The 16,913-nt window shown below is 45.1% G+C and carries 16 protein-coding genes; 9 read left to right on the top strand and 7 right to left on the bottom strand.

The genetic code is table 11. The features are described from left to right. Nucleotides 1-14: 14 nt before the first annotated feature. The gene (locus tag NI467_RS00805) at nucleotides 15-482 is read right to left on the bottom strand and encodes a Holliday junction resolvase-like protein (RefSeq protein ID WP_174660304.1); all 468 of its coding nucleotides are present in this window, start codon (nucleotides 480-482) and stop codon (nucleotides 15-17) included. Nucleotides 483-605: 123 nt separating this feature from the next. Here NI467_RS00805 and NI467_RS00800 point away from each other — a divergent pair, with 123 nt between their 5' ends. The 4 genes from NI467_RS00800 to NI467_RS00785 all read left to right on the top strand — a co-directional run bounded on the left by NI467_RS00800 (nucleotide 606) and on the right by NI467_RS00785 (nucleotide 3,679). Further along, complete coding sequence (locus tag NI467_RS00800) at nucleotides 606-1,250, top strand: ParA family protein (RefSeq protein WP_253150381.1); 645 nt, start codon at nucleotides 606-608, stop codon at nucleotides 1,248-1,250. A 124-nt stretch (nucleotides 1,251-1,374) separates the two neighbouring features. Next, nucleotides 1,375-2,502 carry an AI-2E family transporter gene (locus tag NI467_RS00795; protein ID WP_151205331.1) on the top strand — a complete coding sequence of 376 codons (1,128 nt, stop codon included), beginning with the start codon at nucleotides 1,375-1,377 and terminating at the stop codon, nucleotides 2,500-2,502. Between the two features lie 114 nt (nucleotides 2,503-2,616). After that, nucleotides 2,617-3,159: a superoxide dismutase [Cu-Zn] SodC gene (sodC, locus tag NI467_RS00790; RefSeq protein ID WP_253150379.1), complete on the top strand. Its 543-nt coding sequence runs from the start codon at nucleotides 2,617-2,619 to the stop codon at nucleotides 3,157-3,159. Nucleotides 3,160-3,376: 217 nt separating this feature from the next. Next, a complete protein-coding gene (locus NI467_RS00785) occupies nucleotides 3,377-3,679 on the top strand; it encodes a DUF3817 domain-containing protein (protein ID WP_151205269.1) in 303 nt (100 codons plus the stop codon). Between the two features lie 158 nt (nucleotides 3,680-3,837). On the opposite strand, the gene NI467_RS00780 is transcribed toward NI467_RS00785, so the two are convergent. The 3 genes from NI467_RS00780 to NI467_RS00765 all read right to left on the bottom strand — a co-directional run bounded on the left by NI467_RS00780 (nucleotide 3,838) and on the right by NI467_RS00765 (nucleotide 7,978). Beyond that, nucleotides 3,838-5,067 carry an MFS transporter gene (locus tag NI467_RS00780; RefSeq protein ID WP_253150502.1) on the bottom strand — a complete coding sequence of 410 codons (1,230 nt, stop codon included), beginning with the start codon at nucleotides 5,065-5,067 and terminating at the stop codon, nucleotides 3,838-3,840. Between the two features lie 979 nt (nucleotides 5,068-6,046). Next, nucleotides 6,047-6,424 carry a hypothetical protein gene (locus NI467_RS00770; RefSeq protein ID WP_253150376.1) on the bottom strand — a complete coding sequence of 126 codons (378 nt, stop codon included), beginning with the start codon at nucleotides 6,422-6,424 and terminating at the stop codon, nucleotides 6,047-6,049. 144 nt (nucleotides 6,425-6,568) lie between these two features. Further along, nucleotides 6,569-7,978 (bottom strand): FAD-binding oxidoreductase, encoded by a 1,410-nt coding sequence (locus NI467_RS00765; protein WP_253150374.1) that lies wholly within the window; start codon nucleotides 7,976-7,978, stop codon nucleotides 6,569-6,571. Between the two features lie 353 nt (nucleotides 7,979-8,331). Between NI467_RS00765 and serA the strand changes: the two genes are divergently transcribed. The 3 genes from serA (at nucleotide 8,332) to NI467_RS00750 (ending at nucleotide 11,826) form a co-directional block, all read left to right on the top strand. Continuing rightward, nucleotides 8,332-9,564: a phosphoglycerate dehydrogenase gene (gene serA / locus NI467_RS00760; RefSeq protein WP_151205272.1), complete on the top strand. Its 1,233-nt coding sequence runs from the start codon at nucleotides 8,332-8,334 to the stop codon at nucleotides 9,562-9,564. A gap of 124 nt (nucleotides 9,565-9,688) precedes the next feature. Then, nucleotides 9,689-10,564, top strand: coding sequence for a DMT family transporter (locus NI467_RS00755; protein WP_174660309.1), 876 nt, complete (start codon nucleotides 9,689-9,691; stop codon nucleotides 10,562-10,564). A 371-nt stretch (nucleotides 10,565-10,935) separates the two neighbouring features. Beyond that, nucleotides 10,936-11,826, top strand: a complete 891-nt coding sequence (locus tag NI467_RS00750) for a DMT family transporter (protein ID WP_253150372.1) — start codon at nucleotides 10,936-10,938, stop codon at nucleotides 11,824-11,826. A gap of 66 nt (nucleotides 11,827-11,892) precedes the next feature. On the opposite strand, the gene NI467_RS00745 is transcribed toward NI467_RS00750, so the two are convergent. The 3 genes from NI467_RS00745 to truB form a co-directional block, all read right to left on the bottom strand. Further along, nucleotides 11,893-12,354: a hemerythrin domain-containing protein gene (locus NI467_RS00745; protein WP_253150501.1), complete on the bottom strand. Its 462-nt coding sequence runs from the start codon at nucleotides 12,352-12,354 to the stop codon at nucleotides 11,893-11,895. Between the two features lie 128 nt (nucleotides 12,355-12,482). Next, entirely contained in the window at nucleotides 12,483-13,250 is a 768-nt protein-coding gene (locus NI467_RS00740) for a TSUP family transporter (RefSeq protein WP_253150371.1), read from the bottom strand. A gap of 15 nt (nucleotides 13,251-13,265) precedes the next feature. Continuing rightward, on the bottom strand, nucleotides 13,266-14,171 hold the full coding sequence (gene truB, locus NI467_RS00735; RefSeq protein WP_253150369.1) for a tRNA pseudouridine(55) synthase TruB: 906 nt from the start codon (nucleotides 14,169-14,171) through the stop codon (nucleotides 13,266-13,268). 153 nt (nucleotides 14,172-14,324) lie between these two features. Here truB and NI467_RS00730 point away from each other — a divergent pair, with 153 nt between their 5' ends. Both NI467_RS00730 and NI467_RS00725 read left to right on the top strand, forming a co-directional pair. Next, nucleotides 14,325-15,353, top strand: a complete 1,029-nt coding sequence (locus tag NI467_RS00730) for a lipase secretion chaperone (protein ID WP_253150367.1) — start codon at nucleotides 14,325-14,327, stop codon at nucleotides 15,351-15,353. Between the two features lie 507 nt (nucleotides 15,354-15,860). Further along, entirely contained in the window at nucleotides 15,861-16,829 is a 969-nt protein-coding gene (locus NI467_RS00725; RefSeq protein ID WP_253150365.1) for a triacylglycerol lipase, read from the top strand. The last annotated feature ends 84 nt before the right edge of the window (nucleotides 16,830-16,913 follow it).

Raw genomic sequence — 16,913 nt, 5'->3', positions numbered from 1 at the left:
AGGTGGCCAAACGGTTAATCTTCAAAATTAATCCGGACAGTTTCGAAACGCACGCGTCCGTCCTGAATCGCCCGGGCGATCGCCTGCTGCCCCTTGGTCAACCGTGCTCCACCACTTTTAATGTCAATCAGCACCACTTCAATATCCTCAGCCAGTCCATCGCCATCACGAAAATCACTATAGCCATCAAAAACCACATAGTCCACCGGATCGCCCAGAAACTTGGCATCACTCGGCAGATACTGAAATTCTGGCATAATCGGTGCCATCTGCTCGGCCATTTTCCCTTTTAGCACTGCCCGGCTGGTATTGACACTACGTTTTTGTGCTGCAGCCAGCGCCTGTTGATGTTCCAGTTCCAGCTCGGCAATATACTGCTCATATTCGGCTTTAATTCGGCCATTTCGTGTCTGGCCTAAAATTAGGGTGGTCAATACCACTCCAATACAGGCACCAATCAGCATGGCCAGCGTTATGGACATTCCATCTTCCTAATTTACTTAATTTTTCCTATCTGCATTCGACTGAAGTTGAGTTTATCGATCATTTGCAAGCCTGAAAAGAATGATATGCTAGGCGAGAGCAGAATAAAATCATCTTGAGTCATGAAAACAATTTTAGTTGCGAATCAGAAAGGCGGCTGCGGCAAAACCATTACAGCCATAAGTTTGGCATCAGCACTCGCACAAAAAGGTTATAAGGTCGCCCTCGCAGATGCCGATAATCAGAAATCGGCCTTGCAATGGCTCAAGCAGCGTCCTGAACATGCAGCTCCGATTCGCTCCCTGGACTGGCGCAATGTCAAGTCGATTGGCGATGTCCCCAAACAGATAGAGTATCTGGTCATTGATGCCCCCGGTGCATTGAATGAAGACCATGCCCAACAGCTGGTCAGCGAAGCGCATGCCATCATCATACCGTTACAGCCTTCTTTTTTTGATATTGATTCCACCCGCCGTTTTCTAAAACATTTACAGGATATAAAACGGATTCGTAAAGGAAAAGTTGAAATTTTACTGCTGGCGAACCGTGTCAAGGCCCAGAGCGCCCATCAACAGCATATTCAGCAGTTTTTTGAAAAGATTGACCAACAGCCTGTTGCCTGGATTTCTGAACGTACCATGTATAGCCGTTTGGCAATGGAGGGCCTGTCTGTATTTGATAAAAACCAGAAAATGTATCGTGAAGTACAAAATCAGTGGCAAAACGTATTAAACATGATTATTGATGATCCGGCACAGTGGTTCTAAGATGCCACACTTTCTAATATGACTTTCATTAAATAATCGCCCTATCTTGAGCGGTGTACATTTGCCTGCGCTTTTTTTTCAGTTAATATGCTGGCTATGGTCTAAAAATGAGTCATAAAATTCAGTGCAACAGTACGCGCCTACACTACAAAAAGTCTTATTATTTGGATTATTTTTTATCCTGATTTTTTTGAGTTTTCATATACTCAAATATTTCATCATCCCTGTAGTTTGGGCAGCAATTATTGCCTATATGACCTGGCCGCTGTACCAGTCCGTATTACGCATGTGTGGCAACCGTCCCACGCTCAGCTCAGCCATCATGATTCTGGCCGTGATTCTGGTGTTTGGCCTGCCGTTTATCTTTGCGATTTTCATGTTACAGCATGAGGGCCGTAACCTGTATTTTGAACTGCAAAAGCAGGTTTTTTCAGGCCGTCTGGATGTTCCTGACTTTATCCGCCAGCTGCCTTTTGTCGGTAAAGAAATCAGCCGTACTTTAAATGAAATTAATACTGATCCCAACAGTATCGCCCTGTCTATTTCTAGCTGGATTCAGGGCCATTTGAATTACGGTAAAGTCGTACTGAATGAAATTAGCAAAAATGTGTTTAAGCTGTGTTTTGCCGTTTTGTCGATGTTCTTTTTTTATCGTGATGGTCACACCATTTTAAATCAGGTACGTAAAGCGTTTGAAATGGTGGTCGGTCCCCGTATTCATCATTATCTGGCAACGATTTCAGCGACTACACGCGCGGTAGTCTACGGCGTCGGCCTGACGGCTATTGCCCAGTCCATGCTGGCAGGGTTAAGCTATTTTGTCGCTGGGGTACCGAATCCGATGGTGCTGACCATTGTGACCTTTATCTTCGCTCTGATTCCTTTTGGTCCGCCAGTGGCCTATACCGCTGTCTCCCTGTGGCTGTTCTCACAAGGTCAGACCATTGAGGCGATTGGAGTCATGGTTTGGGGAGTCTGTATCGTCAGTACCGCAGATAACGTCATCCGTCCTCTGGTCATTTCTGGGGCGACCCAAATCCCCTTCTTATTGATTATGTTTGGCGTATTGGGTGGTATTGCCAGTTTTGGTCTGGTCGGGATATTTATCGGACCGGTTATTCTAGCTGTCCTGCTGGCCATCTGGCGGGAGTGGCTGCATGAAACCAATCATCAGGAAGCTCTGCTGATGCCTAAGGCCACCATGGCACATGATATTGACCCGGACGTAGATGAGACACCTAAAACTCCTTAAACATCAGCTATTAAACAAAATAAAACATTTAAGCACTGATTGTATATAGTCCTCTTGATATTGCTCTGATTCAATAGATGGACAAAAACGGAATAATGATCAGGATGCCAATTTATGTCTTCATTCTTTAAAGTAACAACGCTTTGCGCTCTAGGTGCGGTACTTTTTACAGGCTGTACCTCAAATGATATTTCAACCGAAAATGTCAGAACGGTCAGCATGCATGCAGTTTCTGCCCAAGGAACGGGGGAGTCTGTGGGTACGGTTTTGCTCAGTGACAGCCCGACAGGTCTGGTCATTCGTACTCACCTGAAACAGCTTCCGGCAGGAGAACGTGGCTTCCACGTTCATGAAAACGGTTCATGTGCGCCTGCTATGAAAGATGGCAAGATGGGCGCAGCGCTGGCGGCCGGCAGTCATTACAACCCGAACCAGGCACCCAACCACGGCACACCAAGCACCGGTCATTTAGGTGATTTGCCTGCCTTGAAAGTCAGCACCGATGGTACGGCACGAGTCACACTTCTGGCCCCACGTGTTAAATTAGCCGATATTAAAGGCCGTGCTTTAATGATACATGCAGGCGGCGACAACTATTCAGATCATCCATTGCCATTGGGCGGCGGCGGTGAGCGGATCGCTTGTGGGGTGATCTAAGCATTCATTGATATATAAAAAAACGGGCATTTTGCCCGTTTTTTTATATCAGTCTTGATTTAAAAATGAGTGTTTCAAAACCATTGAGCGCTTAATAACCCAGTAAATTACTAGGGTATAAGCCTCTAAAATAACTCATTTTATTTATAAAATTTCTTTTGATTCAATCCTCAGTTTGGGTACACTCAAGCTTGATTGAACTCAATGGTGAATGTAGGTGAATATTAAAACTTTACGTCTGGTAGGCTTGGTAGAAGGTATTTCATTTCTGCTGCTATTATTTGTGGCGATGCCGGTCAAGTACATGCTGGGAAACCCGATTCTGGTGAAATATGTCGGTATGGGTCATGGCGTATTGTTTGTGCTGTTTCTGGTGGTGTTATTTGCAGTCTGTGAAAAACAGAAATGGTCACTCAGCATGTTTATTATGGGTTTAATTGCATCAATCCTGCCTTTTGGGCCCTTTATTTTTGATATGAAATTGAAAAAACTAGAACAGCCCAGTGCTGAAGAGGCCTGATCACTATCGGTTCTCGCTGCTCTCAAAATATTTAGAACCGAGGAAGTTAATCATCCTCTCCCCCTTGGGGAGAGAGTTTGCCCAATAATATTGCTCATTTCTTCACGAAGGCAAGGACTGTTTAGAGGGGTTCTAAAATATAGAGAACCTCTCAAAAGTTAAAACTCTCCACTCGCCTTTCTTTCCAGCATCAGCTGCTTGAGTTGCAGGCGTGGCCAGGTGAACCAAAGCGCAATTAAAATAAATGAAACACCACAGTAAGCCCAAAGCTCATAGGCTTCATACGCTATGCGGACGGCTTCAATCACAATAAAGAAGCTCAGCATCAACAAGATAGATACTGTTGCTGCAACAGTACCTTTAGATACTTCGGAGGACATCAGGGCAAAGCGGTACAGTACCGAGAAACTAACACCCTCCCCAAGACTGATACAGGTGGTGCCAATAAGCAGACAATGCAGAAAATAATCCGGAATCAGCAAGCCAACTAAAAGTAAAACTGTTCCCAATAACATCAGGGGCACACCAAGCAACACCGTCTGGCCGAGCGGCATTTTATCAATCACTTTCAGCAGAATTATATTTCCTAGAATTAATCCTCCTAAAACCGGGAACTGTGCCAGACCATATTGAAGACTGCTCAAGCCCAATTGCTCGACCAGAATGACGGGAGATAAGGCAATCCATAACATCAGTGGCATGCTAACCAGCGGCAATGCCATGGTCATAATTACAAAGCGCTTATTTTTCAAGACCTGTTTAAAATCGTCCACAATATAGCTGATGGGCTGTTTGGGAATACTGATTTTAGGATTTGGCATTTTGGCCTTGAGTCCAAACCAGCTTAAAAGTGCTACAAAAGCAATCCCGATAAAGCCCCAATGCCATGAGACATGATCAATCATAAAAGCGCCAATCACAGGTCCCAGAAGCGGGGCCAGCAAGGAAACATTGGCCATGAGTGCCATGACTTTAATTGCATCGCGTTCTTCAAAGTTTTCCTGAATGGCGGCATAACCGACAGCAGAAATAAAGGACAGGCCAAAACCCTGTAAAAAACGCAGAAAAAGGAAGCTCTGAATATTGGGTGCCAGTAAAATCGCCAAACAGCAGATGACAAAAAAGACCACTCCACCCAGCAGCACTTTTTTACGTCCCCATCGGTCTGATAATGGCCCTAAAATAGCTGCGACACATGCGCCGCCCAATAAAAAAAAGGACATCGACGATGGTGCCCATGAACTGCTGACACCAAAGTCACGGGTGATGGCCAGCATAGCCGGCTGGATCAGGTCATTACAGATATAGACCGAGAATTCAAACAGGACCAGTGCCAATGGAAACATGAGTGTGGCGCGAGTCAGTTTTTGAGTGGGCGTGTTTTGCATAGGAGAGTTAATGCTCATCATCCTGAATCCACCCTTTTGAATTGAATTTAATCGGGCAAAATACAGATTGAATTTAATTAGATTATGCGCATTTTAGCAGAGTTCATGTGCAAATCCGTGCTGATCATGTTGGGGTTTTCAGGATTTTTTCATCTTCTGACATAGCAAGATAACGAATAAAATTTCTTGTCTTTATCTCATTATAAGACTCTCATATTTCATCATAAGGATGAAAGCCACCCCGACCAGTACGCATATACAGCAGCGTGGTCTCACCTGATTGTGCCGAGAGCTGTATGATTTCACCTTGTTTTAAAAAGACTTTATAAACTGGTATGGGCGTATGTGTCTGAGCCGGGCCTTGGGCTTATTGATACTGCCCTGCAATCACTCGGACAAAGTCTGCATCAATTGGCAGTCATACTTTGGAAATCGCTGCATAGCGTAGATTTTAATAATGTGGTGGATTCATTTTGTCCTTGGCAGACAAATTGATCCAGAGTGGTGCATGTCAAAACGTCCGCCGCAGCCTGAACAGGCTTTGCTAAATACTCCTTTATGTCTAATGCCTGATGCGGCCGTCATCCACTGCACATCGCCTGCGGAAATAGGGTAACAGTTTCAGAACCACGAGGTGGATGGGCGTTGACACCGTTCTGCAAATGACTGGCTTTAAGGTTGGCCGACCCTACGTGGTCGAGCAGTAAAAATGGCGATACGGTATTGCACAGTTCGTAGAGGGAAAACACAGAAAGGACGGGCGAGAAACTGCCGACTGAAAGGCGAGTATCATCATGATGGATGAATGCGAGGATTTTCAGTTTGTTTTGCGTAATTGTTTTAGATAGTGAGAGTAGCCTCATGACTGAAGTGCTTGGAAAGGCACAATGAGTTTGTGAGTTACAGATATCACCCAAAAGCAAAAAGCGCATCATCCAGATACGCTTTTCAGCACAAACTGCTTAAAGAGCAAATAAAATTATAGACAAACTGCCTTCTGGAAAGTCTTGGTATTGGCTCCCCGCATACAGCGATATAACTTTTCAGCCTTGTGCATTTTCCAGTTTTTCTCTTCTTTTTTGAAATGATAAATCGTTTGAATGGATTTGACCGAATCATCCATTAATCCGGTTTCTGTTACCTTCACCTGTCCCACAGTCGGTGCTTCGCTTTTATTAAAAAACTGCCGGATTTCTACGGTTGCCAGTTCATCGCGTAAATCAGGCCGCATCTTCAGTACCTGATCCAGAGGGGTATCTGAAGAGGACTGCACTTTTGCAATCACCTGCTGTGTGGTGGCGCACCCTGACATTATCATTGTCAGGCCTAAAACTGTAAATGTTAATAACTGTAACATACTGTTTAACCCCATGTTTATCCTTATTATTCACGAATCATCATGCAGCGCTTTTTAGCTTAAAACTATTTAAACTATGTAACTGCTCTGGTACAGGCATAAAAAAACGCACCTTGCGATGCGCTTTTTTCATTTTAAACCGCTTTAAAGGTCGAAAAGCTTGCCCGGGTTCATAATGCCTTTCGGATCAAATACTTTTTTCAGGGCTTTCATATATTCAATTTCTTCGGCTGAACGTGAGTACTCAAGATAAGGTTTCTTGGTCATACCCACACCGTGTTCTGCAGAAATTGAACCGTCATATTTTTTCACGGTATCAAAGACATACTTGTTCACCACCTGACATTTGGTAAAGAATTCATCTTTGCTTAAGTGTTCAGGTTTCAGGATGTTCAAGTGCAGGTTACCATCACCGATATGACCAAACCAGCAGACTTCGAAGTCAGGATAATTTTCTGCCACAATCGCATCAATTTCTTTAATAAATGCTGGAACATGCGTAATGAGAACAGAAATATCATTTTTGTAGGGTGTAAATGGGGCAATGGATTCAGAAATATCTTCACGCAGACGCCATAGGCTTTCTACCTGTTCCAGACTTTGGCTCAGCACACCGTCAAGTACCCAGCCCTGTTCCATGCAATGCTCAAAAATTTCCATCGCCTTATCCATGATCGGTTCAAACGGCGCTTCAAACTCCAGCAGAACATAAAATGGACATTCGGTTTCAAAAGGACGCAGCACATGACCATTGGCCAAGACTTTCTGCATGGCCAGCTCACCAAAGAACTCAAATGCTGTTAAATCAATTTTCGCCTGGAAGGCATGCAATAACGGCATGATTGCATCAAAATCAGGCACACCCAGTACCATCACTTGCAGGTCTTGCGGTTGACGTTCGAGCTTGATTTCCGCTTCAGTCACCAGACCCAACGTACCCTCACCACCAATGAATAAGTGTTGTAGTGCATAACCTGTTGCGTTTTTGATCATGCCTTTGTTCAGACGCAGTATATCCCCTTTACCGGTCACCACCGTCAGGCCAAGTATCCAGTTACGGGTCATGCCATATTTAATGACTTTAATCCCGCCAGCATTGGTGCCGATGTTGCCGCCAATTTGGGAGGAACCCGCAGATGCAAAATCTACCGGGTAATACATCCCCTGCTCTTCCGCATAATTTTGTAACTGCTCAGTCACCACACCAGACTGTACACGAACCATACGGTCTGCCGGGAAAAACTCCAGAATCTGGTTCATCTTGTCCATGCTCACCACGATTTCACCGTTAGCAGCGACTGCACCTGCGGACAGACCAGTACGGCCTCCTGATGGAGTGACAGCCACATTAAACTGATTGGCCAGCTTAACAATTGCCTGAACCTGTTCGGTGCTCGATGGGAACACGATGACCGACGGGTTTGGATCAAAGTGCTTGGTATGATCGCGACCCCAATTCTGGAGGCTATCCGTATCGGTTTTAATACGGTTTTCACCCACAATTGCAGTCAATTGGGTCAATAACTCAGGGGTTAAAGCGACTGGAGCATTCATCGTTTGCAGACCTAGCATGAATTAAACAAAAGAGACTTCGCCGGTTTATTTGCACATTTTTCAGACATAAAGACCTGTATGCAAATCAGGCAGAATATGCCGATTAAAGCATCAAAGAGAGGCGCGTTAACAGCACGGGGCAATATTATAAGCTATTTTTAGGGCTTTCCCTTAAAAAATGCTAATTTTGATGATATAGCTTTGAAAACGCTGGTTTAATTCAACCATTTTTATCATTTGTGCATCATCACTTGCGAAAATAGCTGCGATTGCCGTCATCAAGGAAATGTATAACCACCCCATTCCTGTGCTATTATACCGCGACTAAATTTGGCCTTTGTAGCGGAGCCGTAATGAGCCAACATCTATCTCTACCTAAAGATAAAATCCGTTTCTTGTTGTTAGAAGGCGTTCACCAAAACGCGATCGACACTTTAAATGCTGCTGGATATACCAACATTGACTATCGTAAAACTGCGCTTGAGGGTGAAGCGCTGAAAGAAGCGATTAAAGATGCACACTTTATTGGTATCCGTTCCCGTACTCAGCTGACTGAAGAAGTTTTTGAAGCTGCGAACAAGTTAATCGCAGTGGGCTGTTTCTGTATCGGTACCAACCAGGTGAATCTGGATGCAGCAATGCGTCGCGGTATTCCAGTGTTTAACGCACCATATTCAAATACTCGTTCAGTAGCTGAACTTGTACTTGCTGAAGCCATTCTCCTGCTTCGCCGTGTACCTGAAAAATCAACAGATACACATGCAGGCGGCTGGAACAAATCTGCTGTAGGTTCGTTCGAAACGCGTGGTAAGACTTTAGGTATCGTAGGTTACGGTTCAATCGGTTCACAACTTTCTGTTCTGGCTGAAAGCCTAGGTATGAAAGTAATTTACTTCGATACAGTGACAAAATTACCATTGGGTAATGCACGTCAGGTCGGCTCACTAAATGAATTGCTTGCCAATGCTGATGTCGTCTCTCTGCACGTGCCAGATGTTCCGTCTACACGTAACTTCATGACCAAAGAACAGTTCGCGCAAATGAAAGAAGGTTCAATCTTCATCAACGCGGCACGTGGTACCTGTGTCGTGATTGAAGACCTGGCCGATGCACTGAAATCAGGCCATCTTGCTGGTGCTGCGGTTGACGTATTCCCGAAAGAGCCTAAAGCCAACGGTGAAGAATTTGTTTCTCCGCTACGTAACATTCCAAACGTCATCCTGACCCCTCACGTGGGTGGTTCGACCATGGAAGCACAAGCAAACATCGGTCTGGAAGTGGCTGAGAAATTTGTCGCTTATTCAGATAAGGGTATGACACTTTCTGCGGTGAACTTCCCTGAAATTGCATTGCCACTGACTGAAGGTAAGCACCGTCTGCTGCATATCCACAAAAACATTCCGGGCGTTCTGTCTAAGATTAACAACCTGTTTGCTGAACATGGCATCAACATCTCTGGTCAGTCTTTAATGACCAAAGGTGATGTCGGTTATCTGGTCATGGACGTAGATGCGACTGCTTCTAAAGAAGCCCTGGATACACTGAATGAAGTTGAAGGTACAATCCGCGTTCGCGTATTGTTCTAATTCAGCTTGCCAGAAAACCACAGTCTTTAGGCTGTGGTTTTTTATTTTTGAAGGTTTTAAATTTCAAACCTGATCCGGCTAATGCTGCTCCTACCCTCTTTCCAGCCTCGAAACCAATTGAGTCATGCCCAGTTTTAAAATTGCGCCCTTCGTACAAGCACCGCTGATTTTACTGATCGCGATGATCAGCATGCAAAGCAGTGGCTCCTTTGCCAAATATCTGTTCGGTCAATTTCCAATCCTGACCGTTTCAGCCATGCGCCTGCTATTAGGCGCCTTGATTCTGGCACTGATTTTTAAAATCTGGCAGATCAGTTTCAAACAGGTAAAATGGGCGGCTATTCTCAGCTATGGCTTAGCCCTGGCGGGAATGAACATGCTGTTTTATCTGGCCATTGACCGCCTGCCACTCGGTATTGCGGTGTCTTTTGAATTTATTGGCCCCTTAAGTGTGGCGCTGTTTTATGCCCGGCAGAAAGCCGACTTTATCTGGGTCGGTCTGGCAGTGGTAGGGCTGATCTTACTCTTTCCTTTTCATCAAGCCGCCGAGCCACTCGATCCACTGGGAATTATTTTGGCTCTGGGCGCAGGTGCCTGCTGGGCTGTCTATATTGTTGCCGGACAAAAACCGTCGGGGGTGTCGGGCAATCATACCGTCTGCTTGGGCATGTTCGTCGCAATGCTGCTGGTGATGCCGATTGCCCTGTTTGCAGGTATGCCCACACAAGCATTTGAACCTGGAAATTTGATATATTTCATTATATTAGCTGTACTGGCCAGTGTCTTGCCTTTTAGCTTGGAAATGATTGCCCTGCGTAATATAACTGCCCTCAGCTTTGGGACTTTAATGAGTCTGGAACCTGCCATTGCTGCCCTGTCCGGTTTTGTATTTCTAGGTGAAAGCTTATTGTGGAACCAGTGGCTGGCCCTTGCCACCATTATCACGGCCTCAATTGGCTGCACCATTACCACACAAAGACGCAAACAGCGTGCTACTTAATTTGGACTTATTTTTTCAAGTTACTTATCAGTTATTTTTTAAACTTTTAAAAGTATTGCACATACTTAAATCAAACTAAAAATCACTTAAGTATAAAAATATAGTTTTATCAAAGATTGACTATAAATACCTTAGACTAAAACCAGCGATGTATTTTTAAATTCAAAACTTAGAACCTGCTATTTGACACTTTGAATTTAAAAATTTTTGACAATCATCTTTTGTGGAAAATTTGAATTCATGTGCTCTCTATCTACAGTATCTGCACATAAAATATTCTTCTGCTCTACGCATTACAAACAGCCCGCTTTGCTATAATTTCATTTTCCCCTATTGATTGATTATGCCTTTTTGGCATAAGTAGCACCTGCATGCCAAACACTCAACTCCTTGCGGTGGTGTACATGGTTTTATCCATGACTTCCTACCAGATCAGTGCTTCCTTCGCCAAGCAGCTATTTATGGTGCTTGATCCCATCACTGTGACCATTTTAAGGTTATGTTTCGCGGCAGTTATTGTCTGTGTCATGTTCCGCTCCTGGAACATTATTCGACGCTTACGCTTCTTGAAATGGCGGGATCTGCTCTACTATAGCGCAGCTTTGGGCGTGATGAATATTCTGTTTTATTTATCGCTAGGCCGCCTGCCACAAGGTATCGCGGTAGGGCTGGAATTTATCGGTCCGCTGGGCCTGGCACTGATTTCAATTCAGAATCGCAAAGATTATGCCTGGGTCTTGTTGGCAATTTTAGGGATCATCCTGATGGTGCCTTGGGGGCAGGCCCATAGCAGTAATTTCGACCTGATTGGCGCGGCCTGTGCGCTGGGTGCAGGTCTGTGCTGGGCCTTGTATATCTATTTTGGACAACGTGTCGTACAGCAGAATATCGGCATGCATGCGCTGACGATTGCTATTACACTTTCCGCGTTCTGTTTATTACCCATTGGTTTATATAACAATGCTCCAGCCCTGATAGAGACCCAGTACTGGGGAAAAGCCTTGGCGATTGCCCTACTGGCCACTGCTATTCCTTATGCCCTGGATTTAAAAGCCCTGCAATACCTGAACAAAACCACCTATGGTACGCTCTCCAGTCTGTCTCCGGCCTTGGCAGCACTGGCCGGGTTTCTACTGCTGGGTGAAAAAATCACCCTACTTCAAACCGTGGCACTGTTCTGTATTATGCTGGCTTCAGTCGGGGTAACCTTAAGTGAAACGCATAAAAAATATAAAACCCCAAAAATCGACAAGCTGAATTAATTGAGTAAAAAGATGGTCATCCAGCCATGGTGTGGTGTGATGTAATTTTAAATGCAAAGATTAGCTTTAGACCAGCGTATCTTTGTTCATGTCTTTATAATGCTGGTATTCCCGCTGATATTGTTCAGCCAAAGCCGTCTTTTGTTGCTCATCCAAAATTTTACCAGCCTGCTGAAAGAAACCGTGTTCTTCCTCTTTTAAATGGTGATGCACCTTTTCAGACAGTTTTTTTGCCAGCGCAATCCACCCAGGATTACTGAGTTCCATCGCCGTCAGTTCTTCGACCATTTCATCCATTTCATGGTGTTCTGCCAGAGCATGACGGGTGATACTCAGGCCGGAATCCGTCATCATCAATGGAATATAGAAATAGCGGTCTTCCGCCGTCTCATGGGCAAACAGTTCATTTTTGAGTTGCTTGAACAATTCACGGCGTTCAGGTGAATCCCCGGAAGTCTGTAATAATTTTTCTGCCAGCTCGCGCTGAATCTGGTGGCTTTCTCTTAAAGCTTCAAAAATCGTCTGCATCATGACTCCTGTTTCATTTTTTGTTCTTCATGCTGCTGATTCTAGAGAATTTTTAGGAGTTAATCTGGCATAGTTTGTACAGCTGTTGCTATAAAAAGGTTAATATCGAGAATGGTTTACATCTAGTTTCAAGCCCAGAACAGCTGATAGCTCAAACGACAAATCAGCAAACTGACCAGTATCAGAAACAAAATCCGGATAAAGCCACTGCCATATTTAAAAGCCAGTCTGACCCCCAGCAGCGAACCGGCAATATTCGTCACCGCCATCATCGCACCGAGCAGAAATAGCACATGGCCACTGGGAATAAAGAAACTTAAAGCCGCCAGGTTGGTGGTGAAGTTGGCGATTTTTGAAAGTGCTGATGCATGCAGAAAATCTACGCTCAGGTAACGGATAAAAAAGAAGATAAAGAAACTGCCCGTGCCGGGTCCAAAAATTCCGTCATAAAATCCGATCAGCAAGCTGCCCAATGCTGCCAGAATCAGCATCTTTTTATTCGGCTTTTGCTCGACATGTAACTGGCCGAACTGCTTTTTCATGAAGGTATACAGTGCAATCACGATCAGCATGAACAAAACAAAAGGCTTGAGAATATTGACTGGAATCAAGGTAACACTGGCTGCGCCCATAAAAGCACTGACCAAGCTGCACAGCGCAATCACGCCCAGCAAGTTCCAAGGCAGTTTGACCTGCCTGAGGTAAGACCAAGCAGCAGAACCGGTTCCAAAAATCGAAGCCAGCTTGTTGGTGCCAAATACTGTGGCAGGTTGCAAGTGCGGCAGACTGCTCATGAGGGCTGGAATCTGGATCAGCCCACCGCCTCCCACCGCTGCATCAATCGCTCCTGCCATAAAGGCAAAGACGACCAGACTGATGACAATCTCAAGCTCCATGTGAATAAAACCGAATTAGAGATTAAGTACGCGTTTTGGCACCAGACGTTTACGCTCGGTAATTTCTGCCAGCCCCAGACACTGATCGCCATGAAAGACCAATACCTGCGGTTCAGCAGGATGATCAATATTACTTTCCATCCCCCGGCTAAAATACTCCGCGCGGCCTTCCGGCACCTGAATGTGCGTAAAGTGCTGGACTGGAGCATAGGCAGCTAAAAGCAGGGCTTCGCGCTCTGCTTCAGTCAGACTTTCCAGATATTCGAGGGTATAGCCAGGAATAAGATCAAAATGTCCAGTTCGGGTACGGTGCAGATAAGTCAGATGACCATACGTTCCCAGCGCTTTGGCAATATCTTCACCGAGTACACGAATATAAGTGCCTTTGGAGCAGGTCACATCCAGCGTGATACTGTTTTCAGTAAAGGACAATAAGGTAATTGCATAAATAGTGATTGGGCGAGCTTCGCGTTCAATCTCAATGCCTTGGCGAGCCAGTTCATATAACGGTCGGCCTTCTTTTTTGAGAGCCGAATACATCGGTGGCACTTGCTGGATATCCCCAGTGAACTGAGCCAAGACCTCTTCAATACGTGCTTCAGTCAGCTCGGGCACCGCCTGCTCCAGTAGCACTTCACCTTCGACATCACCCGTGGTGGTGCTATGACCTAAAAAGATGGTGGTCTGATAGCGCTTGGTCGAATCCAGCAGATAATGCGAAAATTTGGTCGCCTCTCCCAGACAGATCGGCAATAAACCGGAGGCCAGTGGATCCAGTGCCCCGGTATGGCCTGCCTTTTGCGCACGGTACAGCCAGCGGACTTTTTGCAGTGCCGCATTAGAGCTGATGCCCAAAGGTTTATTTAACAGAAATACACCGCTGATATGACGACGCTGAATTTTAGGAGAAGCTACTTTCATGGCACAACATCAGACATTTTTTAAATTGGTGCAATGGTAAAACCCTGCTCGATGATTTACAACTTGTCTATGCCGTTGAAATACATTTATGGCATATTGAGTCTATTTAGACTGGATTCCTCAGGAAAGAAAAACAAAAAAGGTGCATAGGATATGCAGAAATACAAAATCTGGATTATTGTGGCGCTGGTGCTCCTCTGTATGATCACCCTGATTCTGTGGCTAGCTCCCAAAGATAAGGCTGAAGCACATATAGCTACGCCGTCATCTTCCACCACAGCCCCCCAGCAACAGACAGTATTGCTAAACCAGAACCCGGCCAATGCCATGTTTGCCAGTTCCAGTCAGCAGGATACGGAAATCAACTGTCAAATGCGTCTTGATGCCAGTCAGCGCTTAATAGTGAATGAACAGACCCGTAACTGTTTTGAATATTTTATTACCCAGTATGGCGAAAAAACACTGGAACAGATCGATACAGATTTTCATGGCTACATTTCGCAGAACTATCAACAACCTGCGCTCTCACAAATTCTGGACTTGTGGAAGCGTTATCTGCAATACCGTCAGACCCTAGGTTCATTAAATCCGCCCTCTGGCCTCAATCAGGAAGACCCGGCTTATTACCGCAGCATCTATACTGCTACCCAGAATTTACGTCAACAGTTTTTCTCGAAGGGTGAAATTGAAGGCCTGTTTGGTACAGAAGATAGCTACCATGAATATACCTTGGAACGGATAGCGGTTCTGGCAGATCAACAGCTGAGTGAAGCAGAAAAAGCCCAGCAACTGAAAAACTTATTCGAGCAACTGCCTCAGGACTGGCAGGAAAACCTGGAACAGCTGAACAAGCTAGAAGATTTACGTCAATTAACGGCTGATATTAAAGCTCGCGGCGGCTCTGATGAAGAAATCCGGCAGATGCGTCTGAACCTGGTGGGTCCGGCCGCCACCCAGCGTTTGGAAAAACTGGATATAGAACGGGCCAACTGGAAAAACAATGTCAACCACTACCTTCATGCACGAGACAATATCTTAAAAAGTGGCATAAGTGATAATGCCAAACAGCAAGCTATTCAGGAGCTGCGGGTACAGTCCTTTAAAAAACCAGAAGACCGTTTGCGACTGGCCACCTTTGAACAGCTGCATGATCAGGGGGGTAAATTACCTTATCCAGATTGACATGCTCTACTGATCAAATCACGTCAGAGAAGCTGGCTCCTTGCTGGATCTATTCATCGGATTGACAAAGATCTTACTTCAATAGAGGTAAACAAGTATGTCAGCCACTGTTCATATGGTGTCGCGTTTTCAAGAGTTTATAAAAGCTATCTCGAATAGTTGGTGCGCCACTATTTTTTCAGCTTGCTCTTGTCCTGAAATGATATGGTCTTTAGCCGACAGTCTGAGAAGAATAAGCAAAAGAAAAACAATATGCCTCCCATGAGCAGCGCTGCATGGACTGCAAAATTTTAGCGCTGGAACTGACAACCTATTTAATAAAGCTTATAAAAAAGGAATTTATGAAAATGTTGAGGCAATTTCAGCCCGCATTGGCTGTCACGCTCACCAGTAGCATAGTGCTTGGCTTATCTCTACATACCCAAGCAGTGTGCCAGTGCCACGCGGGTCATTGCAAAAGAAAAATATGGCGCGGATTGCCATAAAAATAACAAGCAGGAGTGATTTATGAAATATGGACTATTTATAGCAGGCTTGCTCTTCGGCTCAAGCTCTGTCATGGCACAAACTCCCACGCTGGCCAGTCAAGCCACTGCAAAAGTCAGCTCGAACTACGCCAAAACCCAATATCCGATAGTTTTTGCGCATGGTATGGCAGGATTTATTCGTATAGGCACGGATCAGTTTGGACTGGATTACTGGTATCAGATTCTGCCAGATTTGGCCCGTAATGGCGCCAATGTCTGGGCCACGCGTGTATCACCCTTTAACTCATCTGAGGTACGGGGTGAACAGCTTAAACAGCAGGTTGAAGAAATTTTAGCCATTACAGGCGCTGAAAAGGTCAATCTGATTGGTCACTCGCATGGCGGCCCGACGATTCGCTATGTGGCAGGTGTAGCCCCTAACTCCGTTGCCTCCTTAACTACAGTGGGCGCACCCCATAAAGGTTCTCCAGTGGCGGATTTAATTCTAAAAGCGCAAGGCACGGTTATTGAAGAAGCTTTGGTCGGTAGCATTAACCTGATGTCTAAAGCAATCACTTGGGCACAGGGCCTAAACCCAAACAGTTTCCCGCATGATTCCATGGCGGCAGGTAACAGTCTTACACTGGCCGGCGCAGCTGAATTTAACCAGAAATATCCCTTCGGGATGCCTACAACAAGCTGTGAAGAAGGCAGCTATAAACAGGGAGGCATTTACCACTATTCTTTCACTGGTGTTGGAACGGTCACCAATATTCTTGATCCGGACTCCGCTTTACAACTCACCAGCTTATTAATAGATGGAGGACGGGATAATGATGGCCTGGTGGCGCGTTGTAGCGCAAAATTCGGTAAAACCATTCGCGATAATTACCACTGGAATCATCTGGACGAGGTTAATATGGTATTGGGTCTTAAAAGTCTATTTGCCGCTGATCCGGTCAATGTCTATCGCCAGCATGCCAACCGTTTAAAGTTACAGGGACTTTAAGGTCAAAGATGATTCTGGAGCGACTGTAGAGAATACTTCAGTTGTTTAAAAAAGCATGATGAGCAAGTGGTGCTTTTCCATTCA

The organism is Acinetobacter sp. S4397-1 (assembly GCF_024129285.1).
Lineage (GTDB): Bacteria > Pseudomonadota > Gammaproteobacteria > Pseudomonadales > Moraxellaceae > Acinetobacter > Acinetobacter lwoffii_C.
This window is presented reverse-complemented; position numbering and strand designations above follow the sequence as displayed.

What these genes read in the sequence shown, in the direction of transcription:
- NI467_RS00805 (WP_174660304.1), bottom strand. Translation starts at nt 482, where the DNA reads ATGTCCATAACGCTGGCCATGCTGATTGGTGCCTGTATTGGAGTGGTA.
- NI467_RS00800 (WP_253150381.1), top strand. Translation starts at nt 606, where the DNA reads ATGAAAACAATTTTAGTTGCGAATCAGAAAGGCGGCTGCGGCAAAACC.
- sodC (WP_253150379.1), top strand. Translation starts at nt 2,617, where the DNA reads ATGTCTTCATTCTTTAAAGTAACAACGCTTTGCGCTCTAGGTGCGGTA.
- NI467_RS00780 (WP_253150502.1), bottom strand. Translation starts at nt 5,067, where the DNA reads ATGCAAAACACGCCCACTCAAAAACTGACTCGCGCCACACTCATGTTT.
- NI467_RS00770 (WP_253150376.1), bottom strand. Translation starts at nt 6,424, where the DNA reads ATGTTACAGTTATTAACATTTACAGTTTTAGGCCTGACAATGATAATG.
- NI467_RS00765 (WP_253150374.1), bottom strand. Translation starts at nt 7,978, where the DNA reads ATGAATGCTCCAGTCGCTTTAACCCCTGAGTTATTGACCCAATTGACT.
- serA (WP_151205272.1), top strand. Translation starts at nt 8,332, where the DNA reads ATGAGCCAACATCTATCTCTACCTAAAGATAAAATCCGTTTCTTGTTG.
- NI467_RS00755 (WP_174660309.1), top strand. Translation starts at nt 9,689, where the DNA reads ATGCCCAGTTTTAAAATTGCGCCCTTCGTACAAGCACCGCTGATTTTA.
- NI467_RS00750 (WP_253150372.1), top strand. Translation starts at nt 10,936, where the DNA reads ATGCCAAACACTCAACTCCTTGCGGTGGTGTACATGGTTTTATCCATG.
- NI467_RS00745 (WP_253150501.1), bottom strand. Translation starts at nt 12,354, where the DNA reads ATGCAGACGATTTTTGAAGCTTTAAGAGAAAGCCACCAGATTCAGCGC.
- NI467_RS00740 (WP_253150371.1), bottom strand. Translation starts at nt 13,250, where the DNA reads ATGGAGCTTGAGATTGTCATCAGTCTGGTCGTCTTTGCCTTTATGGCA.
- truB (WP_253150369.1), bottom strand. Translation starts at nt 14,171, where the DNA reads ATGAAAGTAGCTTCTCCTAAAATTCAGCGTCGTCATATCAGCGGTGTA.
- NI467_RS00730 (WP_253150367.1), top strand. Translation starts at nt 14,325, where the DNA reads ATGCAGAAATACAAAATCTGGATTATTGTGGCGCTGGTGCTCCTCTGT.
- NI467_RS00725 (WP_253150365.1), top strand. Translation starts at nt 15,861, where the DNA reads ATGAAATATGGACTATTTATAGCAGGCTTGCTCTTCGGCTCAAGCTCT.